General features: G+C 58.1%; 22 protein-coding genes. 6 read left to right on the top strand and 16 right to left on the bottom strand.

The annotated features are described in order from the left end of the window. From LVD11_RS09340 to LVD11_RS16970, 3 genes are all read left to right on the top strand, one after another. A partial coding sequence (locus LVD11_RS09340) for an IS3 family transposase (RefSeq protein WP_237058264.1) occupies positions 1-181 on the top strand: 181 nt, incomplete at its 5' end. Between the two features lie 61 nt (positions 182-242). Continuing rightward, on the top strand, positions 243-716 hold the full coding sequence (locus LVD11_RS09335; protein ID WP_237058262.1) for a hypothetical protein: 474 nt from the start codon (positions 243-245) through the stop codon (positions 714-716). 199 nt (positions 717-915) lie between these two features. Next, positions 916-1,128, top strand: coding sequence for a GDCCVxC domain-containing (seleno)protein (locus LVD11_RS16970; RefSeq protein WP_305080679.1), 213 nt, complete (start codon positions 916-918; stop codon positions 1,126-1,128). A 276-nt stretch (positions 1,129-1,404) separates the two neighbouring features. Here LVD11_RS16970 and LVD11_RS16915 read toward each other — a convergent pair whose 3' ends face one another. After that, on the bottom strand, positions 1,405-1,533 hold the full coding sequence (locus LVD11_RS16915) for a hypothetical protein (RefSeq protein ID WP_255775493.1): 129 nt from the start codon (positions 1,531-1,533) through the stop codon (positions 1,405-1,407). A gap of 255 nt (positions 1,534-1,788) precedes the next feature. Beyond that, the gene (locus tag LVD11_RS09330; RefSeq protein WP_237058260.1) at positions 1,789-3,648 is read right to left on the bottom strand and encodes a sensor domain-containing diguanylate cyclase; all 1,860 of its coding nucleotides are present in this window, start codon (positions 3,646-3,648) and stop codon (positions 1,789-1,791) included. Between the two features lie 376 nt (positions 3,649-4,024). Here LVD11_RS09330 and LVD11_RS09325 point away from each other — a divergent pair, with 376 nt between their 5' ends. Beyond that, a complete protein-coding gene (locus LVD11_RS09325; RefSeq protein WP_237058258.1) occupies positions 4,025-4,234 on the top strand; it encodes a VOC family protein in 210 nt (69 codons plus the stop codon). Here LVD11_RS09325 and LVD11_RS09320 read toward each other — a convergent pair. After that, a complete protein-coding gene (locus LVD11_RS09320; protein WP_237058256.1) occupies positions 4,195-6,078 on the bottom strand; it encodes an MFS transporter in 1,884 nt (627 codons plus the stop codon). The two genes, LVD11_RS09325 and LVD11_RS09320, sit on opposite strands and share 40 nt — an antisense overlap. A 94-nt stretch (positions 6,079-6,172) precedes the next feature. Then, positions 6,173-7,519 (bottom strand): NADP-specific glutamate dehydrogenase, encoded by a 1,347-nt coding sequence (gene gdhA / locus LVD11_RS09315; RefSeq protein ID WP_237058254.1) that lies wholly within the window; start codon positions 7,517-7,519, stop codon positions 6,173-6,175. 237 nt (positions 7,520-7,756) lie between these two features. Here gdhA and LVD11_RS09310 point away from each other — a divergent pair, with 237 nt between their 5' ends. Both LVD11_RS09310 and LVD11_RS09305 read left to right on the top strand, forming a co-directional pair. Beyond that, on the top strand, positions 7,757-8,983 hold the full coding sequence (locus LVD11_RS09310) for an ATP-grasp domain-containing protein (protein ID WP_237058252.1): 1,227 nt from the start codon (positions 7,757-7,759) through the stop codon (positions 8,981-8,983). A gap of 111 nt (positions 8,984-9,094) precedes the next feature. Then, positions 9,095-11,119: a hypothetical protein gene (locus tag LVD11_RS09305; RefSeq protein WP_237058250.1), complete on the top strand. Its 2,025-nt coding sequence runs from the start codon at positions 9,095-9,097 to the stop codon at positions 11,117-11,119. A gap of 63 nt (positions 11,120-11,182) precedes the next feature. Here the strand turns inward: LVD11_RS09305 and LVD11_RS09300 are convergent, their stop codons facing one another. The 12 genes from LVD11_RS09300 to LVD11_RS09245 form a co-directional block, all read right to left on the bottom strand. Then, positions 11,183-11,710 (bottom strand): DsrE family protein, encoded by a 528-nt coding sequence (locus LVD11_RS09300; RefSeq protein WP_237058247.1) that lies wholly within the window; start codon positions 11,708-11,710, stop codon positions 11,183-11,185. A gap of 69 nt (positions 11,711-11,779) precedes the next feature. Then, positions 11,780-13,975, bottom strand: coding sequence for a tetratricopeptide repeat protein (locus LVD11_RS09295; RefSeq protein ID WP_237058245.1), 2,196 nt, complete (start codon positions 13,973-13,975; stop codon positions 11,780-11,782). Positions 13,976-13,979: 4 nt separating this feature from the next. After that, complete coding sequence (locus LVD11_RS09290; protein WP_237058243.1) at positions 13,980-15,977, bottom strand: DUF3857 domain-containing transglutaminase family protein; 1,998 nt, start codon at positions 15,975-15,977, stop codon at positions 13,980-13,982. A gap of 358 nt (positions 15,978-16,335) precedes the next feature. Then, a complete protein-coding gene (glpQ, locus tag LVD11_RS09285) occupies positions 16,336-17,424 on the bottom strand; it encodes a glycerophosphodiester phosphodiesterase (RefSeq protein ID WP_237058241.1) in 1,089 nt (362 codons plus the stop codon). 147 nt (positions 17,425-17,571) lie between these two features. After that, positions 17,572-19,203, bottom strand: a complete 1,632-nt coding sequence (locus LVD11_RS09280) for a long-chain-fatty-acid--CoA ligase (protein WP_237058239.1) — start codon at positions 19,201-19,203, stop codon at positions 17,572-17,574. Positions 19,204-19,352: 149 nt separating this feature from the next. After that, positions 19,353-20,807 carry a M48 family metalloprotease gene (locus LVD11_RS09275; RefSeq protein ID WP_237058237.1) on the bottom strand — a complete coding sequence of 485 codons (1,455 nt, stop codon included), beginning with the start codon at positions 20,805-20,807 and terminating at the stop codon, positions 19,353-19,355. A 28-nt stretch (positions 20,808-20,835) separates the two neighbouring features. Then, positions 20,836-21,498, bottom strand: a complete 663-nt coding sequence (locus tag LVD11_RS09270; RefSeq protein ID WP_237058235.1) for a hypothetical protein — start codon at positions 21,496-21,498, stop codon at positions 20,836-20,838. A gap of 12 nt (positions 21,499-21,510) precedes the next feature. Next, the gene (locus LVD11_RS09265; protein ID WP_237058233.1) at positions 21,511-22,182 is read right to left on the bottom strand and encodes a hypothetical protein; all 672 of its coding nucleotides are present in this window, start codon (positions 22,180-22,182) and stop codon (positions 21,511-21,513) included. A 31-nt stretch (positions 22,183-22,213) separates the two neighbouring features. Then, complete coding sequence (locus LVD11_RS09260; RefSeq protein WP_237058231.1) at positions 22,214-23,218, bottom strand: VWA domain-containing protein; 1,005 nt, start codon at positions 23,216-23,218, stop codon at positions 22,214-22,216. Next, positions 23,215-24,297, bottom strand: a complete 1,083-nt coding sequence (locus tag LVD11_RS09255; protein ID WP_237058229.1) for a vWA domain-containing protein — start codon at positions 24,295-24,297, stop codon at positions 23,215-23,217. Before LVD11_RS09255 ends, LVD11_RS09260 begins: the two co-directional genes overlap by 4 nt. After that, a complete protein-coding gene (locus LVD11_RS09250) occupies positions 24,287-25,594 on the bottom strand; it encodes a hypothetical protein (RefSeq protein ID WP_237058228.1) in 1,308 nt (435 codons plus the stop codon). The genes LVD11_RS09255 and LVD11_RS09250 overlap by 11 nt, the downstream gene beginning before the upstream one ends. A 112-nt stretch (positions 25,595-25,706) precedes the next feature. Next, entirely contained in the window at positions 25,707-26,501 is a 795-nt protein-coding gene (locus LVD11_RS09245; protein WP_237058227.1) for a MotA/TolQ/ExbB proton channel family protein, read from the bottom strand. Positions 26,502-26,551: the final 50 nt, after the last annotated feature.

Genomic DNA, 26,551 nt, shown 5'->3' with positions numbered 1-26,551 from the left:
TGCTATCGTTGAATCCTTCTTCCATAGCATGAAGGCAGAGCTCGTTCATCAGCGAATGTTCGAAAATGAAATCGATTTAGTGGCACATATCATCGAGTATATAGAGTTCTACAACCGAGACCGGCTTCACTCCAGTCTCGGCTACCAATCACCGTCCGAATATGAAAAACTGGCGGCATAAATTGTCCACGAAAGTGGTAGCAGATCACCGCATCTGGCAGCGTTATGCCTACGTGGTGCCAATGAAAGTAATCGAGTTGGCACTGTTAATTTCAGTGGTATTTCCATTTCTTGCCAACGCCTGTGAGCCAATTCTTCCGAAAGTAGTTCCGCCGCTAACACCGGATGGGGATTTTTTATATATTCAGCCAGAATCCCAAAAGGAACGTTTCATTCGGATGGTCAAAGAGGTGGACAATCGTGCGATTGTAGAGGTGTCTGTTGATTATCACTACAATAGATACCCCCATAATGCACAAACTGAATTTCGGGTTTTATATGGCTGGGGTGAGCCTCAGCCTCAGGTTGTAACTGTTATTCGATATGAGACTAGTTGCGGAAAACCGAAGCCTCTAAAAACTAAGTTAAAATATGTGGCACTATTTGAGTCGTATCGATCCCCTATGCTAATTCCATACAGCGAAGTAAGTGAGCACATTAAAGCACTGGGTGAGCCAGCTTATGTTTATACGTCTGTAGGCCTCCTGCCTAGGTAGGCATGACAGGCGGCTGTTATTGCCCCTTCGGGGCTGGGGCGTTTCTGACGCTAGAGAGATAAGTAGATGTCCGGATAGTGCAAGAGCTAATCTTTCGATTGGCTCAGTCACATTAGTGGGGTTTCGCATCCTGATGATTTCCCGTCGGCAGCTGAACGTTTCGGAATACGATTAACTGTTAGTTCGAGGTGATAGACTATTGAAAAAGGTAATTTTACATTGCTCCATTACATGCCCTGAATGCGGGCATTCAAAAAAAGAAGAAATGCCGACTAATTTCTGCCAGTTTTTTTATGAATGTGAGCAGTGCCATAAGCTTCTCGAGCCCAAACCGGGAGATTGTTGTGTTTACTGCTCCTATGGCACGGTAAAGTGCCCTCCGATACAGGAAGGCCAGGGCTGTTGTCGTTGAGCCCTTACGTGCTGAACCAGTCCCTGTTGATCATGGCCGGAGTCTGGCAGCTATGTGCTGCTTTCGTTTGGGTTAGCCTCTGGAGATCCTTGGTCCCAACCGTGGTACTGGGGCCGTAATCACGCATGGCGCCACCAGGCTAATGGTCGAGGCCCGGTGTACGTAAATTGGTGACGCGCCGCCGCGCCAGGTAACTGATGCGCGCTCCCGGGCTGGGTAGAGGAGCCGATTCTTTACCCGCGGGAGCCCGACACGGGGGGAGTCTGCGTGGTCCCGTCAGCGCCGGGGACTGTTGGTGCGGATAACGCACACCTGGTCGCCGTAGTAGTTGTCGTCATAGTTGCACTCGGTACCGATCGGCGGTTCTGTAGTTTGGGCACCAAGAAGCTGTTTTACGATGGTCATTGTCTTCTCCTCGCTAGGGACCATGCTGTCTCGCCGTCTTGCCTGTTGACCAGGAGCCTGGAAAAGTAAGCGGCGGAACCGGACGTTGTTGACGATTCAGTATGAGCCTAGCGTCGGCGGAAGCGGCTGTTAAATGAGTTTTCTCACTTTCGGTGATAAGTCCTGGCTATAAGCCTTCCCGGGGGACTGGTTCCAGTTTGGCGGATTCCTTACGCACGGCCCCAGTGTTGCTGAACCAGGCCCGGGCGGCGCATGCTAGGCCGGCATCGGTTCCGGGGTAAAATCCCGGTATTCCATCACCAGGTCCCTGCCACCCTGCTTGGCCCGGTAGAGCGCCCGGTCCGCCCTGGCCAGCAGGGTGTCCAGGCCGCAGCCGTTTTCCTGGTGGGCGATTCCGATACTGGTGGTGAAGGCAAGCCCGCCCGATGTGGTCGGGATAGAAATAGCCGCAACTGCCAGTCGCAGCCGCTGTGCGGTCTGCAGTGCATCCTCCCTGCTCCCGCTCAACACCAACCCGAATTCCTCGCCTCCCAGGCGCCCGAAAATATCGGTGTCGCGAATGGAGCCGAGGATAGTGTGGCTGAACTGGCGCAGCGCTTCATCGCCGATCGCGTGGCCGTGGTCATCATTGATCTGCTTGAAGTGGTCGATATCGAACATCAGCAGGCTGTAGTCGCGGCCATTGTGCCGTGCCAGCTTGAGGTACCGCTCTGCATCGTCGATAAAACTGCGGCGATTGCGGATGCCGGTGAGCGGGTCGGTACGGGCCTCCAGCTCTGCCCGCTGCATGGCGGCTTCCAGCTCGCGGGTGCGCTCACACACCATGGTTTCCAGTTCGGCCTTGGAGTGTTCGAGTTGCTGTCGGTACTGCCGCTCCGCGGCCCGCTTCTGCAGGCCCAGGCTGCGCACGCGAATGCCCATGGCCGCCATGATGGTGAGCATCTCGGTGAAGGACGCAACCGGTGGCCAGTAGTAATTGAACATGGTGTGCCCGACCAGGCCCAGGTCCCGCAGGGCCTGCGTAAACAAGCCTGCCACCAGCAGGCTCCAGGCCAGGGCAAACATGGCCGCGGCACCGGAGCCCTGTCGCCAGCGCACTACCGCGACCACGGTCACCATTGGGTAGAGCAGCAGGGCGAGGGTGATGGTGAGCAGTGCCAGGGCCTTGACCTGCAACGCAGCGGCAGCCAGGAGCAGGGCGGCATTGGCCATCATCAGTACCAAAACGCGATCGAGCCGCGGGGTGTACCTGCGGCTCTGGAGGAACTGGCGCGCGAATGCCAGCCCGCACAGGATGCTCATCGCACCGCTGATGGACATGTAGTGCCACTGGAACTGCTCGCGGACCAGGTACTGGTGGGTAAAGCCCAGTATGGTGGCCCAGGCGGCGATCTTGGACAGCGAATAAATGGCATAGAAATAGAATGTACGCCCGCCACTGGTGATACCACAGATCAGGGAGAAAACTGCCATCAGCAAGAAGCCGCCGAACAGGAAGGCGACACCACTGCTCTCCTGTACCTGGCTGTTGCGGAAATTATCGGGACTCCAGATGCGCATGGACGGGAATACGAAGCCGATTTCTGCGGAGCTGAACCGCACCAGTAATTCCCTGTGCTGACCTGGCTGTAATTCCACCGGCAGCACGAACCGGTGATGCTCAACCGGCCGCTGCTCGAACGATCCGTGCATCGATAGCTGTGCCAGCTTCCGATACTCGCCAGTTCCCGGTGTTGGCCGCTGGTAGGCGGCCAGCTCAATCAACTGGTGATCGACATATTCCAGGTTGAGGGTTACAGGTTGCCGTGAGGGGTTGTGGAGGATGAAGTGGGACCAGAACGCCCCTTCTTTCAGACCCGTGGAGCCCGCCGATTGCAGCGGTACGAAGTCACCTCCTGCATAGGCCCGGCTGGCTCCCTCTACGCCGCTGGTGTCCCGCGGGTCGTGCCAGATCTCTGTCTGGCCTGTCCGCCTGCTGCCATCCTCTTCCCCGGTGATTACGATCACTTCACTGGCAAGCAGGGGCACGGGCAGGGCGCCCAACAATACGGCCAGAAAACAAAACAGCCCCCGCAAGTGCGGACTGGCCGTAATAGGGCGCTTTTTATCGTTCATTGTTATCTATATCGCGCGACGGGGCTGCTATGACCGGGCTAATCAACATCACAGAAGTGTTGAGGGCTGGCTCACGGTTTTGGGTAGATTACTACAATCTGGCCACTGTGGATAAGATTGCTTACCGCGGGGATACAGGACAGGGGCAAAATCGGCCTGTCACGAGATGGAAATAAAGGAATGTCTGTTTAGGCGGTTTTGGCGGCTGCCGGTTCGATTGCCTCCTGCAATCCAGCCTTGAATCTGGTGCGGATTCGCGAGGTCAGGTTGCCGGAGAGTGAAAGTAACTTTTCCCTGCACGGCAAGACGCGCTTGACCATTGCGGCAGAACCGGAGACCGTGCGGTTTGCAGGCAGGTTTATGCAAGGAAGTAGTAATGATACTGAGTCATGTTTCCGTGGGGGTCGATGATGTCGCGTCGGCGACCAAGTTCTACGATGCGGTGCTCGGGACGCTCTCGACCCGTCGCGCACATCACGAAGAGGGCGTGCCGGCGTCCTATGGCGATGGCCTGGGGTTCTGGGTGGGCACACCATGCGACCTTTTTCAGCGCTGTTCGCCCCGCAACCCCAGTATTGCCTCCTGAAGCCTGTCGGCACTCGCTGAGGTCGCATCCAGCGGCTTGCCCGCCACCACACTTACGCGGGACCAGAAGCGCCGCGGCAGCGTGGTAAAGGCATTGCCGCCCTTGTGGCTGAAGAAACTGCCCCAGAGGCCGCGCAGGGCCATGGGGATAACCGGCACCGGGTTTTTCTGCAGGATTTTCTCGATGCCCGCCTTGAATGGTGTCAGCTCCCCGTCTTTTGTCAGCTGGCCTTCGGGGAAGATACACAGCAGGTCGCCGTCATTCAGGGCCTGCTCGATTTCCACAAAGGCCTGCTCATAGCCTTCCGGATCCTGGGTTCGTGAGCAGATGGGGATGGCGCGGCCGGTGCGGAAGATAAAGTGCAGTACCGGGATCTCATAGATAGGTTTGAACATGATAAAGCGGATCGGCCGGCGCACGGCGCCGGCCAGCAGCAGTGCGTCCACGTAGCTCACGTGATTGCAGGCGATGATGGCCGGCCCCTCGTCGGGAATCTGCTCCAGCCCCTCGTGTTTTACCCGGTACATGGTGTGAGACAGCAGCCACACCAGCAGGCGCATGGCAAATTCCGGCACCCGGTTGAAGACGAACACCGCCACCGCCGCGTTCATCAGGGCCATCACCATAAAGAACTGTGGGATGCTGAAATCCAGCACGCTCAGGAAGACGATGCCCAGTACTGCCGAAACCACCATAAACAGGGCATTCATGATATTGGTGACGGCGATCACCCGTGCCCGCAGGGCCTTTTCAGTGCGGTCCTGGATCATGGCGTACAGCGGCACAATATAGAGCCCGCCGAACACGCCGATCAGTGCCAGGTGCAGGAGGAAACCCTTGGCCCCGGCACTGGCCCAGAAAGCCGCCAGTGAGCTCTCGGTGAGCGGCGACAGTCCGCCGCCGATGACCGAGAGCATGACGCCGCCGTAGGTCAGGCCGGCGGCACCCAGGGGCACCAGGCCCAGTTCAATGCGGCCGCCGGAAAGGCGCGAGCAGAGCAGGGAGCCGATGGCCACGCCCACGGTAAAACTGCACAGCAGCAGTGCCACCAGCGGCTCGTCGCCGCCGAGGACGTTCTTACCAAAGCTGGGGATCTGGGTCAGGTAGGCGGCGCCCAGCAGCCAGAACCAGGAAATACCGATAATCGAATAGAAAATTGCGGGTTTTTTGACAATCTCCCGCAGGAGCCCCGCGGTCTGGCTGATCGGGTTAAGCTCGATCTTCAGCTCCGGCACCGGCGCCGGGGCGGCAGGGATGGCGCGGCACACCAGGTAACCCAGCAGGGCAATGGTGATGATCAGCACGCCGATCCACTGGCTGTTGCTGCTGGCGTCGCTGGCCCCGCTGAGTACCGTGCCCACAATGGTGCCGCCGAGGATGGCAATGAACGTGGCCATTTCCACAAAGGCGTTGCCGCCCACCAGCTCCGAGCGGCGCAGGTGCTGGGGCAGAATGGCGTATTTGATCGGTCCGAAGAATGCGGACTGTACCCCAAGCAGGAACAGCACCAGCAGGCACAATGCATTGTTACCCAGCACCAGGGCCGCCACCCCGAGCACGCTGATCCCGATTTCCGCCAGCTTGATACGGCGGATCAGCAGGCTCTTGTCGTATTTGTCGGCCAGCTGGCCCGCGGTGGCGGAAAACAGGAAAAACGGCAGGATAAACAGGCCCGCCGCCAGGTTGTTGAGTGCATTGGCCTGGTCCGCCGCCAGCCGGAAGGCAATCATCACCATCAGGGCGCTCTTGAAGACGTTGTCGTTGAAGGCGCCCAGGAACTGGGTGAGGAAGAAGGGCAGGAAGCGCCGGGTGGAGAGCAGGCGGAACTGGTTCGGCTGGGCCATGAATCCCTCGTTATTCTGGCAGACTTATCTGGCCCATGTTACGGCATGGGCCGGATGGCTGAAAGCGCGCTGCAGATGCCAGGGCCGGGCCGGCTCAGCCCACTCCCTGAGCGTAGACGGCACTGGCCACGCGCCGGAATGCGGCCAGGTTGGCACCGCGGTGGTAGTTGATGTAATCCTTCTCTCCCTGCTCTTCGGCGATGCACTGGCGGTGGATATCCTGCATGATCTCCACCAGCTGCTCGTTCAGTCGCTCCTGCTCCCAGCGCGTAAAGGAGGCATTCTGCGCCATTTCCAGGCCCGACAGGGCCACCCCGCCGGCGTTGGAGGCCTTGCCCGGCGCATGGGGGATGCGGGCCTTCTGAAACGCTTCGATCGCCCCCGCAGTGCACGGCATATTGGCTCCCTCTGCCACCATCTTCACGCCGTTTTCAATCAGCGCCCTCGCGTCGTTACCGTCCAGCTCATTCTGGGTCGCGCAGGGCAGGGCGATATCACAAGGGAAACTCCACGGAGTGGAACCCTTGTGCCATTCGCCACCGCAGGCATCGGCCATCCCGGTCAGTAGCTCAGTGGAACCGGCCCGATGGTCCAGGGCTTTCTCGATCAGCTCCCGTGGGATGCCATCCCGGTAATAAAGTGCGCCCCTGCTGGAGCTCAGGGATACCACCTTGGCGCCCAGCTGTACCGCCTTCTGCGCTGCGTGCAGTGCCACATTGCCGGCGCCGGAAACGGCCACCACCTGCCCCCCGAGTTCCTGGTTCCTCTGTGCGAGCATGCAGCGCAGGAAGTACACCAGCCCGTATCCGGTTGCCTCCATACGTACATGGCTACCGCCGAATTCAATGTCCTTGCCGGTCAGGGCGCCGCTGAAGGTATTGGCCAGCCGGCGATACTGGCCAAACAGGTAACCGATTTCGCGCCGCCCCACATTGATATCCCCCGCCGGCACGTCGGTATTCTCACCGATATGGCGGTAGAGCTCATCCATAAATGCCTGGCAGAAACGCATGATTTCCCGGTCGGAGCGCCCGCGGGGATCGAAGTCGGCCCCGCCCTTGCCGCCCCCGATGGGCAGGCCTGTCAGGGCATTCTTGAAGGTCTGTTCAAAGGCCAGAAACTTGAGAATGGATTCGTTGACTGTGGGGTGGAAGCGGATGCCGCCTTTATAGGGGCCGATGGCGCCGCAATATTGCACCCGCCAGCCCCGGTTCACATGCACTGCGCCGTTATCATCTTCCCAGCAGACCCGGAAAGAGATAATCCGGTCTGCCTCGCACAGGTGGAGCAGCACACAGGCGTCATACCAGTCCTGGTTCTGGGTGTAGAGGGAAAACACATCCGTGGCCAGATCGTCGACGGCTTGCAGGAATTCTTCCTCGCCCGGGTTGCGCTCTTTTAACCAGCGTCTGAACTCTTCCAGGTTTTCGTCTTTTTCCACAGGTGCTCCATGTCGCGAAATATTTCATTGAATAGCCAGTGACTGGGCCAAGTATGGTTGCCAGGCTGCAGCCATTGACATGTATGGAGCAATCTGGCGCCACTATCCATTCCATCGTAACCGGGCCTACGATAGGGTGGGTATAGAGGTTCACATTTTTCAAAGTGATACCTGTGCTCCGGGCTGTACCTGCCGCCGCACGGTTTTTGCTGCAAAACCCGCGACATGGAGACCGACATGGGAAATTTCGACCGGAATAAGGGATACGTGGCCATTCTTGGCTGGAGCCTGAATGCCATAGACGCGATCGACCGGTTCGACCGGCGCTATGTGATTGTTGCACCGTCCTGGGCTGAAGACTACGCGAACAGGCATGATATACCGTTTATTTCCTGGAACTTTGAGCGGCTCAATGAGCGCTCCATGGAAATTGCGCAGCGGCTGAAGGACGAGGGCGTGGATGTGGCCATCCCACTCTACGAGGAAACCGTCGAATGGGCCGGCGCCATCAATGCGGTGCTGCTCGACAACCCGCGCCTGATGGGACAGTCATTGCTGTTCCGGGACAAAGCGCTGATGAAGCGCAGGGCACAGCTGGGCGGTATTCGCGTGGGCATTTTCGAGGAGGCGCAGGACAAGGGGGATGTTATCCGTTTCCTGACGCGCGTGAACCAGGCATTGCTCAAACTGGATGGCGACCCAAACGACCCGATTCACCTAAAGGCTTTCGACAAGGCCGGTTGCCTGGGCCACAGGGTGGTTCGCACTGCCGAGGACGTTGACAATATTCCCGATGAGGAATTTCCATTCCTGATGGAGAGCCACCTGGATGGCTGGGAATTTGCGGTAGAGGCCTTTATCAAAAACGGCAAAATCCATTTCATGAATATTTCAGAGTACGTGACCCTGGGGTATTCGGTATTTGTGCCGGCGACACCGGATCTGGAGAAATGGCGGCCCCGGGTAGAGGAGGAAATCCAGAAGCTGATCGATACCTTCGAGATTGACTTCGGCTTTATCCACCCGGAATACTTTGTCACGAGCGACGGCAAGATGTATTTCGGTGAAGTTGCCTACCGGCCGCCGGGCTTCAATGCCTTTGAGCTGATAGAGCGAGCCTATGGCTTCAATGCCTATCAGGCCATGGTGATGATGTTCGACCCGAAAACCACAGACGAGGAGATCGAGGCATTCTTCCCGAAGGAAGTGGTGGATGCCAGGGGCCATGCGGGCTGTTTCGGGGTTTATCCGCGCCGGCGCGTGGTCAATGAGCTGAAGATCCCGGATGCCACCGAAAACCATGCCTACTTCGAGTTCCACGAACTGCAGTCGCCGATGCAGAACAAGGTGCCCAAGCGCAGTGCCTTCGGTACCCACTGGGGCCTGGTCTACTTCTTCGGTGATGATCCCTACCAGCTGCGCGACCTTCTCAAGGCTCAGGAGGAGCTGGACTACTACGTTTAAGTGGGAGTGAACGACAGCGGCGTTGGGCACAGTGACCCTGCGAGCTCCAACGGGTGCAGTGCATTCGGTGGACTGGGTCCGATAAAGTATGGGCGGGTAAGCTAAACTCGCTTGCCATATGAGGCTGAGCAGGTTGGTGAAGTGGAAAGCCGGCAACTGATCGACAAACTTGAGTACGCCCTGGAGCAGCTGGAGCAGGCGCGTCCCTTTAACAAGGTACGCTTCCGCCCGGCAGTACTGGATGTGGGCGGGCGGCTGGCGTGCGAGCCCGGTGGAGTCGATGTGCTTTACCGCCTGGCTGCACGTTGTGACCGCGCCGGTGTGTTTGCCGATACCCCCTGGGACCAGCCAGCCTGCCTGTTACCGGGCCTGGTACGCAATACGCTGGAGCAGGGGGATCGGCAGACTGTGCTGATAGAACTGTTCAGCCAGTTGCGGCTGCTGGCGATAAGCAACGGCGTTTACATGCATGGCGGGATTTCTGCCGAGCAGGCGCGGCATTTCCTGGCCCAGGTAATGGCCCTCAACCTGGATCACCTGCTTTCCGGTCCCGGAGAAACCATGCGCGCGCGCCTGGGGCGCACTGGCAACACTGTTTCGGTGGTGTTCCGCTACCTGCTGGAGAATATCGGCTTTGCGGATATCCTCGGTAGCCTGGTGCACGAGGTGCGCCGCATCATGTCGCAGCGACCACTGCAGGTGGACAGCGTCAAGTCGATGATCACCCAGATCGCCCTGGCCCGCGGCCGGGGAGAGGGCGGCGCAGGCACCGCCGCAGCCGATGCCGATCGCCTGGTCAGTAGCCTGTTTGGCCCCACGCAAAACTGCGCCGATGATCCCGGCGTCCCGCTGTACCGGGAGCGACTGGCGCAGCTGGACGCCGATGCCCTGCAAGGGGAGGCAAACGCATTTGCCGCTGCCATGCACGAAAGCGGGCTGGTGTCCGACTACCATGCTGTGTTCCTGCGCTGGCTGGCACTGGAGCAGGGGGAATTACCGGTCGCGCGCGATTCATTACTGGCCCTCGCGCTGGGCCTCAGCAGTACCGGCTACGATGTGCTGCGGACGTTCCACAGCCTGGTGACAAGGCTGATCGAGGGGGCTGTGCAGCTGGGTACCGCGCAGTGTGTGTATAGCCTGGCCCAGTTACTGGAAAGCGGCATGCTTTATTCGGCGCCGGTGGCACCGGCGCTCTGGCGCCAGATCGACCTGCGCCTGTCCCCGCGTTGCACAGAGTTGCTGGCTGCGGTGTTTGGGCCCCAGGTCTCACCTGCGTCGCGCCTGCTTGCGGGCACCGTACAGGTGCTGGGGCAGCCGCTGGGCATCGGCCAGGGCAACAACCCAACCTGCCAGGCGGCCCGGGCTATTTCCATGTGGGCCTCGAACGATCCGGATTACCTGCTGCACCTGATCTCCCGTGCCGCGCACTTTGATGAAATCATCCTGCATTTCGAGGGTGAGGCGGTATCCTCGGCGGGGGCCTCGGGCGGGGCGGTTCCGCTGGATACCGACCCGGTATCCGTGCTGCTGGTTCCTCACCTGGACCTTGTGTACCGACGCATGGGGGAGCTGTGTGCGGGCCGTGGTGATGACCCGCATCGCTGGATCAACCCGGAACTGCACGGCTGGTGGGTCGGTCGTCAATGCTTCCTCGCCGTGGATATCCACACCGGCGGGCTGCGTGACTATGATGCCTTCCTGCATCGCTTCTATTGCAGCTACCATCCTTTCTACAACGGGAACCAGCCAATCATTCACCCGCAGCCCGCCGGTCTCGCTGTCACCGACAGCACCGGCGCCTTTGTCGGCTGGCACGCGATCACGCTGATCCGTGTCGCGCTCGACAGTGATAACACCATGCGGATGTATTTTTTCAACCCCAATAACGACAGCGGCCAGGACTGGGGGGCGGGGGTTAAAGTGTCCACCCAGGGCAGGGGCGAGCGCCACGGCGAGGCATCGCTGCCATTCCCGCAGCTGGCTTCCCGCCTCTACCTGTTCCATGACGACACAGAGGCGCTGGTGCCCACGACGACACCGGATGCGGAGGAACTCGCCGCAGTGAAAGAAATGGCCCTGTCCAGTTGGGCTGCTGGCCGGGAAGTGGGACTCACACCAGAGCGAGGGCATAACTGACTGTTGTGCCGCCGGCACCCTGCTGCCTGTCAGGCGGGAGTGCCGCTCGCTGTGCCGGGCGTTTTAAGAGGGATTCAGGGTATAGCCGTCCTGCTGTAACAGTGCGTGCGCGGTCATGGCCGACAGGGCCATTTCCACGCCCGGCAACAGCTGTGCTTTTTCTATCCCCAGGTGCCCCGCGGACTGACCGCAAATGATCACCCGAACACCATTTTCCTGCAGGGCCTTTATTAATTCCCGGTTGGGATTCGCTTCGCCATACTTTTCCTTGAACGCACTATCGCCGAGAAGATCAAAGCTGGCCTTGCCATGCACCACCAGGGCGAGCTCGATGTGATCTGCCTTGATGCCTGCGCGGGCATGTAAATTCATAAAGCGTGCGAGACTGGTGAAATTCCTGTTCGGTTTGCCATTCTCACCACGCTCTGCCACGTCAAAGGCGACCCGGAACCGCTCTTGTCCGGAAAGAGGTGCATCAGCCTTGACATCCACTACCGGGCCAAAGTTTTCGATCACCGGGCCCACTTGAAATTCGGTGGCACTGGCGGGGCTGATCGTTATGGCCAAAATCACTGCTGGTACAATCTTCATAAAACTCTCCGTTTTTTAATGGCGCTACTGATGACGCCGGGTCCGGCCCGGACTTCGTGAGACTAAAACCTATTGAGCAGTGAGAGGTGACATTCTCAGTATATCCTCGACAGTCAAACTGCAGTTGCCGGTATCTGTGCAAATTTGGCGTAGCCGGTTTAGTGCCTCTGACTCGCCCTGGCGCAGTGCAAGCCTGTAATACTCGACGCTCTGCTTGATGTCCTGGTCAAATCCGTCTCCTTCCTCAAAGGCCTTCGCAAGGACTAATGAGGCTCTGCCATGGCCTCGATCAGATGCCTGTTGGTAGAGCTTCAGTGCCCGGTCACGGTCTTTCTGGACACCCACTCCCTCATCATACATTCTTGCCTGATTGTAGAAGCCAAACTTTGAGTTTTCCTCTGCGGCTCTTTCAAACCAGTGTAATGCCATCTCGGTATTGTATGTGCGCTCTGCTTCGTCGAGATACAGCAGGCCGAGGGCGTTCATCGCGTCCGCCCAGCCGTTCTCCGCTGCACTGGTAAACAACTTGATCGATTTGCCGGTATCTTGCTCTACACCGACGCCTTTTCGATATAGTTGGCCCAGGTTATGGTTTGCCCGTGGGTGTCCGGATTCTGCTGCTAATTGATATAGCTCCGCAGCGTGGGCCGGGTTCTTTTCAACTCCAAGGCCATTTTCCGCGGCATACCCTAGATTGGTAATGCAATCCAGGTTCCCGGCTTCCGCGCAGAGGGAATACCAGCCATAGGCAATGTCATGATCCACCTCAACTGCCTTGCCTGTAGTATTAAATAGCCCTGCTCTGAGCTGGGCCTGGGGATGCCATCGCACGGCCGCAGCCTCGTAGTCGAGGAATGCCTTGAGCTCGTCTTTTTCCCGGGTATAGAGTCCCCATTCCGCCACGCGACCACGCTCGAACAGGGCCGTGGGAAGGCCGTCAGATGCAGCTTCGTCCAACATCTGCAGGCCCAGGTTGATATTTCGGGAGACTTCCAGAAGGTATTGGGAGTAAATGAATTTGGCTGGCGGATAGCCGGCGGCTGCAGCTGTCTCAATCAGTTCAGAGAACTCTTTTATCGCGGCATCAGAGGTTTTGGTCTGGCGAATCGCGCCGAGTTTGGTCATTGCCTTCTGGAATAGTGCAGGGGGGTAACCCTGCTGGACAGCGCGTTCCAGGAAGGTCCTGGAGAGCGCTTTATTTGCCGGGGCGAACTGGCCGGACGAAGCCAGTGCAGAAAACTCAAACTCCGCCTGCCCCGGGTCTAGCGCCGCGGATGCACTTTCCAGTAGCTGGTCGCTCAGGGCAGCATCTTTTTCAACGCCCAGCCCAATGTACATGATGTAAGCCAGCGGCACTTTGGCATTTTCCAACCCGAGCTCAGAAGCAGTAACATAAAGCGCGGGGCAGTCTGAACGACCAAACTTTCTGGAATTTCCTTCCATGCATAATTGCCCCAGGCCAATGTTGGCACTGACTGACCCCATGCTAATGGCGTCTATGTATGCTTCTTCCGCCTTTTCGTGCTCACCATTGGCATGGTGGACTGTTGCCTCGGCATGGCGTGCGGCGTAGTCGCTATCGGCAAGTGACTGGATCACATTAGTGAAGAGCGCATCGCTCAGTCCGGCAAAGGGATAGTGTCCGCCGATAACACGATGAAGAAAGCGAAGGTTCTCAAAGTAGATGCGGGAGAACTTTCCAGTCTCCCGGTCGCGCACATTGTAGACTCGATATAGCCCGTTCCTTGATGCTTGAAACTCAAAATAGCTGTCAATGATCTCAAACCCTGAGAGAGCAAGAAGGTCTTCAGCGTCAGCCCAGCCCGCTATTTCATAAGCACTGTAATATTCATCACCACTGTGTGGTGACAGGATTCCCGAGGCGATGAAAGAAATGATATTTCGATGGTACGCTGCCAGATCGTCTTTGCCCGCTGATTCCAGGCATTCAGCAGCAGCGAGCCTGGGTGGGAGTGAAAAAACATTGGCTGTAGTGATGCTCCGCCAGTCTACAGCCTCACAGCTAATTTCCCCTCGCTCGATAGAGGACATTGTCTCGGTGAATTGCTCGTGGGCCTGTACGGTGGACAATACTTGCCCGGAGTTCAGGTACTGATTCCAGAACCGCGAAAACTCGATGCTTTCAGGAGCCTTGCCGATTCGATCGACCAGAGCTAGCAATGCCTCATCCGAATTGTTGATATGCTGTGGAGCAGCGCAGGAAATGGCGAAAATTGAGACGAGAGAGATGATTGCTTTTTTCATGCGCTTATTTCCTGATCAGGGACTTTATAAGGTCTTTCACTTCCTGGTTGCCTTTTTCTTTATCGGATCTGTTGCCCTTGGCCCAGAACTGGTATTGCAGCGCCTGGTCCAGAGCTTCTAGTTGGCTGATATATCCTGGTAAGTCACCATGCTTCACATGGTCAGTTTTCGATATGAAATTGAATTCAACAGAGATGACGCTGTCCCTACGCGATACCGTGCGAGAAAACGTGAACCAGGGGTTGTCGATAGTTACGGTGTCTGGGGACTCACGCCAAAGAATTTCTCCGCTTATCTCGGCTGTAGATCGGTGGCTGAGCTCCAGTGGGTGCGCCACTGCCATAGGCGTGTGGCGAATTCGATCTTCCGGCTTGGAAAGGTGAGATAAAATGCTGGAGCCATAGAGGGTGAAAATCTTTCTGGCAGAAGTAAGTTTTCCAATATCCTCAATTTTATACTGCTCGATTACAACAAGTTCATTATCTTCAAGGGTGTCAAAGTGTTGTACAGATTTGTCCAGCTTTACACCGGGATAGTATTGAGCCATGAAATTCGTGTGATTTTTGCTCGCCTGCTTCTGGTCAGCAGAGAGAAAGAATTGTCGCGCTTGTTCGGCTTTGAGGTGAGAGAATTTTGACCTGATAGTGAGGTCAGCAAAGTTGCTCGCGGGATCAAGGGTGAAATTTTCTTCGATTTCCGCGCTGAGAATACGGTTTCTTTTTGCGGCCGGCTCGACCTTCTCGAGTTTTTGAGTGCCTGGCCGGATCGGAAGCGCCAGGCGGTAGTCGAAGAATCCCTTGTTGCGGAAATCAGAGCCTTGACCTGTAGCGGTGCCATCGATCCAGTACTTTTTACCATCGAACTGAATAAGGGTAATGACATGATCAAAGGCTTGAGGCGAGGGGATGTCCGCACCAATAGCTCTGCCACGTGAAGAGGATACCAGCGCCGGGTGGGATTCGACGCCGAGATGCGCCAGCATGCTGCTTAGTAGTAGTGCTTTATCCTTGCAGTCACCATAGCGTTTGTTCAGGGTTTCCCTGGGTGTCCTGGGTAAGTGCGAGTTGACGCCCAGCTCGATACCGAAATAGCGAATGTCCTCCTGGACAAACTGAATGGCTTTACTGATTGCGCCGGGCAATCCAAGTTCACTTTTCCAGGTTTCCAGTGACTTTTTTACCTCGGCGGGCAGTTTGCGATCAATCTCGTAGAGAGAAAGGGCCCATTTGTTGACCTCTTCCCAGCTTTGGTAGCCAGAATACTGGAAAAAATTGAGGGGCTCATGCCAGCGCGGATATTGACTTTCCAGCGCGACTGCTGGCACCTCCTTGAGGTCGATGACATATTCGTAACCCTGGTCGGTTCGGCGGTGTTTTACCGTTTCCTTTCGATTGTTGAAACGATAGTGGAGAGGGGAGCTACTGGTGAGCTTTATATATCGGCGATCGACAGCCTGGGGCCAATTCAGAAACAGGGTGCCAAAGTCAGATCGCTCAAAGATGGGGTTGCTGCCAGAGATGGTGTAAGAGTAGGAGATCACGTCGCCAGGCCGGATATCCTCAAGGATATAGAGTGCGTTCCAACGCTCGCTATATAGCTTGCTGGAGAGTTCCTCTTCGCTCTGAAACAGCTTGAACGCTTCGGGGTCCAGGCGGTCGATAAGATTGTTATTGCGCTGCACTGTGATTTCGTGGACCGTCAACCGCTCGTATGCAGGATAAAAGCTTAGTGTAAGCTCGGAGACCTCCTGGATTCCCTGCTTATTTAGAGGCTCCATAACAAGCTGAAAATATGACTGTTTTTTCTTGCCGGCATAAAAGGCCTGGGAATTGGAGAGGTGGTACCGCACACTGCCGGACTCTCGCTGGCTATCGCCCTCTATCTGCACAGATGTGACCCATTCTGGATGAGGGCCGAACAGTAGTTCCGGGCTGGCGATTGCAGAAGTGGAGAAAAACAGGAGCAGCTGCGCAATTAAGTGAAAAACGTGACGGCAATTCAAGGTGGACCTCATTTCTTTTTATTACAGGGATCGGGCCCTGGACGGCTATCCAGGCGGAAGCCGTCGCCTAATGGTGCCCACATTTGTGTGGCGCCGGCTTCCGGTGGAGAGAAGGCTCCGGGACTCTGAAAGGTAGTGGCGGGACCTGAGCTCGTTTCCAGTCTCTCACTATAACCCAGTGGGCGTGTAGTGAGTATTTGTTTGTAAGTGCTTACTCTCAGACCCTGTGGGTTCGTTAGATGCCTGCCCGAGGAAGCGACAGTGGTTATCTTATCTTTACTGATTCCCGAACGGTGAGGCGGGGTGGTGGGCAACTTGTGGCCAAATGCGCCCCGGGGTATCACCCGGGCGCCAGTGGCTACCGTTGCTCAATAAAGGCCCGCACTTTGTCTGGATGGTCGGTAAACAGTCCGTCGACTTTGATCCGGCTGATAAAGAGTGCCAGTATTGCGCCGAATTCGTGCGTTACCCCGGGAATCCGTTGACCATCGGCACGGAATGTATAGGGGTGTACCTGTAGGCCCAATGCCTGAGCACGTCGTGTTAAGCCGTTACCCTCTATAGTATCTGTCTCCGCGGTTACCAGCATCATTGCCCAGGGACCGATACCGTCTGCGTAACCGGAAATTTTCTCGAGGCCATTGGCTTCCAGCATCCAGTCATAGTTGTAATTGACCCAGTGGCCGCCCTGCCTGACTTTCTTCTCACCCCAGCTTGTAGCGGCTACCAGTTGTACCAGAGGCAGGTCCATATCCATTGCCGGCATCAATTCATTCTTGATGCGCTGTAGTTCCTCGGCATCAAAACTCTGCAGGAAGATTTTCTTGTCACGGTTGGTGTAGCCGTATGCTTTCAGCTGTTCGAGGGTTCGGCGCGCGATATCCTGTCCTTCAGCATGGTGGAACCACGGGCTCTTGATTTCGGGGTAGATGCCGATGTTGTAACCCAGGCTTTTGTTCAGGCCCTGGATCAGCTCGATTTCCTCGGCGAAGGTGGAGAGCTGGAAACTGGAGGCCCACAGTGGGAAGCGTTTCGGGTATTTGGGCGTAAGAGCCTTGATATCCCCTTCGAATGCCTCGGTTACACGTAATTGCTTCAATTCCCTTAGGGTAAAATCGATGGTGTAAAAGCGCCCGTCTTCACGGGCGCGATCCGGGAATATCCGTGCAACATCAGTGACCTGATCCAGGTGGATATCGTGCATCACGATCAGGTGGCCGTCCCGGCTCAATACCAGGTCCTGCTCGATGTAATCCGGGCGCATGCCGTAGGCGAGCGCCTTCGATTCCAGCGTATGTTCCGGCAGGTATCCTGAAGCGCCCCGGTGGGCGATTACCAGTGGATCCGGTCGCTGTGCCGCGAAAACCGTATTGGCATACAGGGCGATGAGTTGTGAAATCAGGAGTATCCCGAGAAAGAAGGGGAGCCTGGTCGCGTTGATTTGCATAAGGGGTAATCGCCGGTGCTGGATGGACGTTTCCAGTCTGCCACATCCACTGTCACATTGATGTGACAGTGGAATAAGTCGGCTTGCGGGACTACCGCGTGGCCCGGTACGGGCCGGCGCGATAGTAGTGCATGGCGGCTAGCAGGGTCAGGCCGGCTGTTCTTCCGGCCAGCGGTAATCGGCAAACTGCTCGCGCAGGTCTTTCTTGCTGACCTTGCCGGTGGCGGTATGCGGGAGTTCCTCTGCTACCACACAGTCATCGGGAATCCACCACTTGGCGACCTTGCCGTCGAATGAGGCCAGCACCTGCTGTGGGTCCGGTTGGGCGCCGGGCGCCGGCACGATCACCAGCAGGGGCCGCTCGGCCCATTTCTCATGGGTGATGCCGATGACGGCCGCTTCTGCTACTTCTTCCAGTGCCATGGCACAGTTTTCCAGCTCAATCGAGGAAATCCACTCGCCACCGGACTTGATTACATCCTTGGTGCGGTCGGTAATTCCCAGGTAGCCGCGGGGGTCGATGGTGGCTACATCGCCGGTATCGAACCAGCCATCGTCAGTGAGCGCTGACTCTTCAGCCCGGAAGTAGCGCTCGCAGACCCAGGGCCCCCGTACCTGCAGGGCGCCGAAAGCAACGCCGTCGTGGGGCAGGGGCTGGTCCTGCTCGTCGACGATCCGCATTTCCACCCCGAAGGCCGCGGGGCCCTGCTTCAGGCGCAGTGCGCGGGCTTCATCCGCCGGCAGGTTGTGGGGGACGCGGGGGTTGTAGGTCCCCAGGGGGCTCATCTCGGTCATGCCCCAGGCGTGGTGGGTATACACCCCGTGTTGTTCCTCGAATTCCTGCATGATGCTCCAGGGGCAGGCAGAGCCGCCCACCACCACGCGATTGAGGCTGGGCAGGGTGCTCTCGGTATCCCGCAGGTATTTCAGCAGGGCCAGCCACACCGTGGGAACGCCAGCAGCGATGGTCACGCCCTCGTCGCGAATCAGGCGGCTCAGGGTCTCCCCGCAGGCCATCTTGGGCCCGGGGAAAACCAGCTTGGCGCCGACTGCGGGCACCGCGTAGGGGATGGACCAGGCGTTGACATGGAACATCGGCACCACCGGCAGTACCGCTTCATTGCCCTTGAGGGCGAACACGTCCGGCATCAGTACGCCGTAGGTGTGCAGGACCATGGCCCGGTGCGAATAAAGCACACCCTTGGGGTTGCCGGTGGTACCCGAGGTGTAACAGAGTGCGGCTGCGGCGTTCTCGTCCAGCTCCGGCCAGTCAAATGTAGTGGGTTGGGATGCCAGCAGCTCCTCGTAGCAAATCAGGTTGGGCAGGGTGCTGTCGGGCATATGCGCCCGGTCCGTCAGGACCACGAAGCCCTCCACCGAGGTGAGTTGTGGGGCCAGGGCTTCCAGCAGGGGCACAAACATTGGGTCGATAAACAGCCAGCGGTCCTCCGCGTGCCCGACGATATAGGCAATCTGCTCGGCGAACAGGCGGGGGTTGATGGTATGGCAGATGAGGCCGCTGCAGGAGGTAGCGTAATAGAGCTCGAAATGCCGGTAATCATTCCAGGCCAGGGTGCCGATCCGGTCGCCGGGTTTCGCCCCGAGGGCTTTCAGGGCATTGGCCAGCTGCGCACTGCGCCCGAAGGCATCGGCATAGGTATACCGGTGTGCGGGGTTGTCCGCGGTGAAGGAAACGATCTCGCTGTCGGGGAAATTGGCCTGCGCGTGGCGCATGACGGCGGTCAGGGTCAATTGGGACGGCATCATCAAACCGTTCATGGGAGGCTCCTCATTATCGTTATTGTCTGCTTGTCGCTGTCGTTATAAAGGTAGCGGCTTGGGCCGGCATGGGGAAGGGGGTTTGCCGGCTCACCCCGTCTGGTTGGTCACGCTCCGGGCGGCGGGGAGATGCCGCCGCCCGTGTTGCGTCATTGCACGATCTTGATCCACTCGCCGGGTTGGGGTTCGCCGCGGGGGTAGTAACCGTTCAACAGGCGCAGCTGCTCCTCGGCATACTCTCCAATATCCATGTGCCGGGCCAGGGAGGCAAAGGTGGTTTTGTCGTTGGCCTGCACATAGCGCACACGCTTGATATCCGGCTGGATAATGTCGCTCTTGCGGAGGGGGCGGAAACTGCGGATGCTGGTGAGGAAAAGGTTGTCGTACTTGTTCAGGTTTTCCGCATCCCGCAGTGATGGGTCGTTAATCTTGCCCTCGAGGATATACTGGCGGCTGCCGTAAAAGACCACGGCCACCCGTTCCGGGCTGTCCGGTGACGCCGCCGGCAGCTTGCCGGTGTGGCCCACCAGGCGATACTGGTTGAGCTCCTCGTCCTGCTCCAGGTCACGCACGTCATATACCTCCCGCAGAGCCATATCCGCCGGCTGGTTGCCGCTCCGCTGGTCCACCTTGATGGTGATCGTGGCTTTGCCTTCCGGGTGGGTACCGACGATGGACGAGCGTTGGTTCTCCACTTTCCAGCCATCGGGAAACAGCAGTGAGAAGCCAAGGCGGCGATGGTTGTAGCGGTTGCGGTCAGACTCCTGGGCATTCCGCCCGTAGACGAGCCCCTCGGTTTTCTCGCGGAAGTTTTCGACTTTCACTTCCTTCTTGTCATTGGGTAGCTTTCCGGCTGCGGCTACCACCTCCTGCAGTCGGATATCATTGCGCGGGTGGGTGGAGAAAACACCGTGATAGGTCTGGGGCTTCTTGCCCTCGACCCTGGCCTTGCGTCGGGCAAATGTCTCCTGGTCCTTCAGCAGGGAAATGACATTGATCATGGCCTGGGGATCGTAGCCGGCGTTAAACATGTATTGGGAGCCGAAACGGTCTGCTTCCAGTTCCATATCACGGCCATAACCCTTTACCGCAGCGGTGGTCCACAGGTTGGTGACATCGCCAACCACGCCACTGCCGGTTACCAGTACCGAGAGCACCGAAGCGACACCCGCACCGGTGGCGGCGGTCTTCTGCCGCACCGCATGTCGCGCGGTGACATGCCCGATTTCATGGGCCAGTACGGCGGCCATCTCGGCTTCGGAATGCAGGTAGGTAAGCAGTCCGCGATTGATATAGATATAACCGCCGGGGAGGGCGAAGGCATTGATGTCCTGGCTGTCGATAATGGTGAAGTTGTACGTCAGGTCGGGCCGGTCACTGGCCTTGACGATTTTCTGGCCCACATAATCGACGTAGGCAGTGAGGACGGGGTCCCGGTAGATGGGCGTACTCTCCACCAGCTTTTCATGCATCTCCCGACCGATGCTGATCTCCTTTTCCTCTGACATCAGCACCAGGTCCGGTCGATTGGTGGCCGGATTGAAGGCGCAGCCGGCAATGGCTGCCAATACTGCGCTGATCAGTATTTTATTAGCATGGTGCATGGCTCTGGGTCCCTCCCTCCGTTAACTTTTAACTTTTGGTGGCTTGCCCCGGCAGCAGGAACTGCTCGAGCTGGGCGGCCATACCTTTACAGGCATTGTTCTGGACCCGCGCGATCAGCGGGATGGGAATAACAATGGCGGGCATGTAGGACGTACCCTTGGCATCGGCATTCAGCTTGCCCGACAGTTCCTTGTCCCGGAAGTCCCACACCGACGCTTCGTAATCCGATTCCTTGTCCCAGGTGCCAAAACCGAAGCAGCCGGCACCGCCGGTCCCAATGGAGCAGCCTATGGATCCCGCACTGGCCGTGGTCTCGGTTGAACCATCGATCCATACGATATATTTCACCCCGAAGGCTTCCAGCCGCTCGCGGACCTTGCTGTTCTCCATCAGGCGGTCCAGGGACTTCAGGTGTAATGGCGCGGTTCGTGGCTCGAACCAGGGGTACATGGCGTCGACGAAATGCTGTTCTGAAATGACTGTGACTCCTCCGTCTGGGTTATGCAGGGTACGGCCGACACAGTCGATCAGGTCCGGTTCAGTCTCATAGTCACTTGAGTGACGCCGGCCGAGGATGACCACAGAATCACCCGCGGCAAGCTCGCCATCGCTGCGCCGGTATTCATCGATGACCACCGTGGTACAACCGGTGGCGGCAGCCACCAGAATCACAAAAATTACCTTGACCACAACAACCTCCTGTCAGTCCGTGGTTTCTGCTTCCCCACCCGGTTGGTCTTTCAGTGAAAGGGCCCGCTGCTTGCTCGCCACCAGGGCCTGTAGTTCGGGAACCCGCTCGAAACCGGTATACAGCGTGGCCCCGGCATCCCGCAGGGCCACGTTGATAGCCTGGCCGAGTGCAGCCTCCCGGGATTTCAGGAAGGCTGTCGGTGTCTTGCCGTAAGCGGTAATCACCCAACTTGCCACCTGGTCCCCATTTTTATCGTAGGCGTGCATGTCGTACTTGATCCATACCTCGAAAATATTCACCCGGGTTTCCCGGGGCATGGTGAACTGCAGTTCCCGTACCTCCGGCACAATCACCAGTTCGATACTGTCGGGCAGGTCCTGGGGATAACTGGCCAGGGGTATGGACTCCGTGAACATTGCGCCCAGTACCGTCTGGAACAGGTTCTGCTGTGCGCGACCGGTATTGATATTCCACTCGTCCCGGTCCTCACTGTCCTCGTGGTAGGTAAACTCGCGAAAATCCTGGCTCAGGTAGTAGCCAACATTCAGCGGGTACTGTTCACCGACAGGCTCCGGATAGTCACCGTCAACCTTTACCGTATGTGCGCAGGCGGCAGCCAACAGCACCGAGGCCGCCAGCACAACCCTGCCTAATACCGTAAATCCATTTATCTTCAAGGCCATGGCTCGCTCCTGGCCGGTGGCGCCGGCGGCGCTACCGGAAATCGTTGAGTCCTACGAAAGTTCCCCCGTTGCGATAGGTCAGCTCACGCATCAGCGCCGCAAACCTCAGTCCGGTTGTCTGCAGGTGCGGCGGCCTGGAAAACTGGATCGGGAAACCGATTGCATGGATGCGCACATTGCGCTTGCCCTCGCCATGCTGGGCATTCACCCGGTCGACAGCCAGCATTACGCGGCGGATTGACTTTCCGGTGAATTCGTCGCCCAGCACGTAGATACTGATTTTCTTGTTGGGATCGTAGAAACTGCGTACTGCCTTCTGGATCCCCTCGACCGGACTGGAATTACTGAATGGATTCCAGGAACGCAGTCTTTTCAGGATCGCCTGGCGGCGTCCCGGGGTATCGGGTATCCACTTGCTTCGGTAATTGGAGAACATATAGTCCCCCATGTCGTTCATGACCTGGATGCCCTTGACGTTGGGATAGAGGTCGAGGGTGTTGACCATCTCGTTCATCATCCGGTCCCAGCCGTAATTGAACATACTGCCGGAGGTATCGATGATGAACAGGATGTATTCACTGTCTACCGGAATACCCCCGATCACATTGTTCTTGCGCTGGTAGTTTTCTCCCAGCAGGCGGCGCATTTCGTCGGTCATGGTTTGCAGCGCCACGGTAAGCTCGCCCTTTAGCTTGCCCTCTTCGGTCTCACCCTCGGTCTTGCTGGCATATTGCGCCTGCAGGACGGACAGCCTGCCGCGCAGGTTGGCGATCCGCTCGCGCTCGATATCCAGCTGTTCGCGCTTGGCGTTCAGGTCCCGGTTGAGCACGGTGGTCTCGCCGCGGATCTGTGCCAGCTGCTCCTGCAGCTGCTTCACCTGGCCGTCCAGGTCCAGTTCAGCCTCCTCGAGAACGATGGGCTCGACAGTCTTGGCGATCATTAATAGCAACACGATGGCGCCGAACCCACAGCAGATTACGTCCAGAAACGAGATGCTGAACTCTTCCTGCTGGCGCTTCAGGCGATTGCGTCTCATGGCCAGTCCCTCGACGGTGCCAGGAAGGAGCCATCCGTTTCCATGGCCAGCTTCCAGAATTCGCTGGCAGCGAAGGGATCACCGTCCATCGGTGCCAGGATAACGTTAACCGGTATGCCCCCGGGCAGGGCTTTCACTGCGCGGGTAAAGAGCTTGCGGCGCTCCTTGCCGGTGACCACATTGCGCCGCGGCTTTTTCATGCCCTGGGTGGGAAGGCCGTCGGTAATCAGGATGATATTGTCCGGTAGCGGGGACATGGCACTGACTGCGTTGAATACCCGCTCCAGACTGGTGCCCCCGTCCGGTACAACCTCGTCCAGAGCCTTGATGGCGTCATCCAGCTGGTCCCGGTCATCCACGTTCAGCCAGCGGTCCTCGGTTCCGGCAATGGCGGCCGAGAACCCGGTATTGAACGTGTAGATCTGGTACTGGCTGTCCTGCGGGAACTGTGCCGTGAGCCACGAAACCGTGTTGATCGCACGGCGCCATTTTCCCGCCTCGCGCTTGGTGCGCGAGGACATGTTGCGGGTGCGGATAACCTTGATCAGTTCATCCCCCAGCATACTGGCGGAAGAGTCCAACAAGATCAGGATACGGTTACCGCCCAGGCGTAAACCCGTCAGGTACTGGCGGTCGCCTTCGCCGACAAACTTGCGCACGTTGTTGCCGAGTTTTTTGTTCTCCTCCTCAAGCTGTTTCTTGGCGTCCTGGAGCTTCTTCAGCTTGTCCTGCAGCCGCTTGATATCGTCCTCTTCCGTATTGCTGTCGATTTCGGCAATGTTGCCTTTTACTTCCTCGATCTGTTCGATGATGCGGCGTGCCAGGCCCTGTGCGTCGGCAAGTTCATCGCTGGTGGCATCGAGCGTGTTACGGGCCAGTACCAGGTGTTCCCGTCCGAACTGGACTTCCTCCTTCATGAGTTCGACCTCGGCCGCAAGGTCCTCGTTTTTCACTTCAATATCGTGGTCGGAGCCATGTTTGATGATCAAAAAGATCAGCGCCACGGCGCCAAAGCCACAGGACATGATGTCGAGGAACGACAGGCTGAAAGTGGTGAACCGCCGATTCTTACGCGCCATATTGCTCCACACTGATTGCGGTGATGACCTCGTCAAAATCCATCGCGCCGATCCTGTCGCCGGCGGTGAGATTTACCGGTGCCGCGATTGCCTCGCCATTGAGCATCAGTTGTGCACCCGCATCGACGCGCAGGGCCAGGCGGCCGGCATGGTTGGTTACCGTGGCGGCGGGATGCTCGGGAGGCGTGGGGGTGATATTCAGCTTGCCTTCCTGCCAACTGACAAACAGTGGCTGCTGAGCCGCCAGCGCGCGATGCCCGAACAGCAGGTGGGTGGCGGCAGCCTCGGCGGTGGCGTTGACCTGCACTGCCACCTCGTTGGCCGGTGCCGCCGATACGGCGGTGACAAGGCGCAGGGCCTCGGTCTCGCTGTGGACTTCATACCAGCGCTTTTCCACCGCCTGAGCGATGCTGTTGTGCGGCAGCAGGTGGATGCGCTCGGCCAGTTGCGCGCCTGCCGGGACGTCCGCCCAGCGATGTGACACGAATACCACGCTGGAGGGATCAGCGAGATTGTCGAGCAGTGCGCGGATACGCGACAGAATAGGGGTGCTGGCGTCCTGCAGCTGTCGCAGGCTTACCTTGGCGGTGCGGTCCTCCAACTCCGCCATGACCTCACCCTGGCGCATGGCGCGACCCACCCACTGAGGCATCAGGTCATACAATTGTTGCTCCGCCTCTGCAGAGTGCTGGGGGTCGAAGCGGCACTGCATGATAAATGCGTCAGTAAATACCCGAGCCCACGCATCCTGGAAATGCTGCAGGCCGGCGTCACTGACGGTTTCGGCGAGGTCCAGTGTTGCCTGCTCGTGTACTTCCACCCGGCTTACCAGGGTCTGGTGGCGCTGTAATTCCACATGAAGGTGTACCCCGCGCGGGGCACAGTCGCCAACGCAGGCAGTGGCGGCATCCACAAGCCCCACTGCATTGACAGGGCTTTCGTTGACGATACCAAGTAGCAGGGCCAGCTGTTCACGGGTGAAATTGCCTGGCACCGCCAGCACCAGTTCATCGGGCATGTCGCAGTGTTCGGCCATATCCTGCAGCTGGCTGTAGGCGAGATCTGCATGGTGGCGGCAGCGGGCATTGTCGGAGTTCAGGGATTCCAGGCTCAGTCGGCGCCAGAACTGGCTGTTGACGCGTGTCGGGTTACTGCGGGCGCGCATCAGCGCTGCGGTACCCACCAGGATCTTGTGGCTGTCCACCACCGCCACCCCGGGGCTGTCCAGTATCTCGTCGGTACCGGTGAAGACCCTGAGGCCGCAGTCGTTAATTTCCAGTACGCCTTGTTGCGCCATGGGCTAGCTCCTTCTTCCCTTCCGCGGACCTTGAGTCTTGGCGGAAGGGTTACTTGTTTGCGGTGGACACATACCCGGCTTACCGGGCGTGCGCCTGGCGGCATTTACCCGGTCAGCTGACCTTGAGGAAACGCAGCAGGTTGTTGTCACAGTAATTCTGTGTATCCAGCACCAGCCGTTCCTGCATGAGCTGTAGCTGATGGGTGAAAAACATGATCACGATACTGATTACCAGGGCGATAAAGGTGGAGTTGAAGGCCACGCCCAGGCTGACGGTTACCCCGGCGATATCACCCTCGACGGCGCGGTGGGCCTGCGACAGGGCTTCACCGATACCGCGTACCGTGCCGATAAAACCGATGGAGGGAATGGCCCAGGTGATATACCGCACCATGGCCAGCTCCGAGTCGAGCCGGTCTCCCTCGGTATCACAGACCTCCTTTACCGAATTCGAGACTGCCGCCACATTACGGGTGGAGCTGAAGCGTTGCAGGGCAGTGAGTAGTGCTCGGGGCAACAGGTAGTTACGCTCTTCTTCCGGCAGTGCCTGGATGGGCCGGGACAGGTCCCGCGCATCCTCGGGCAGGATCGGGGTGCCCTCGCGTACATTGAGCAGGGCGCGGTCGAGCAGCTTGCGTTCGCGTATGCTGCGTTGTGCCTTGAGGCCCATGATCGCCATGGCCCATAGCATCAGTACAAAGCAGGCCTCCTGTTCATAGTCGCGCATGACGATATACAGGGATCGCTGCTGGATATAGGTTTCACCGGCCGCTTCGCGCGCCAGCTGCTCCTCGATCAGTGCATCCGCATTGGGCCGGATCACCGCCACATAAATAGCATGCACCAGGATGATCGCGCCCAGTAACGCAAACAGCTGGAATACAAAATCGGAGGATTTGAATTTCATAGTGGTTCTCGCTCTGCTCCGCAATTTTTCCCGGTGGTTTGACCGTTGGC

This window comes from Microbulbifer sediminum (assembly GCF_021729035.1).
GTDB classification, from domain to species: domain Bacteria; phylum Pseudomonadota; class Gammaproteobacteria; order Pseudomonadales; family Cellvibrionaceae; genus Microbulbifer; species Microbulbifer sediminum.
This window is presented reverse-complemented; position numbering and strand designations above follow the sequence as displayed.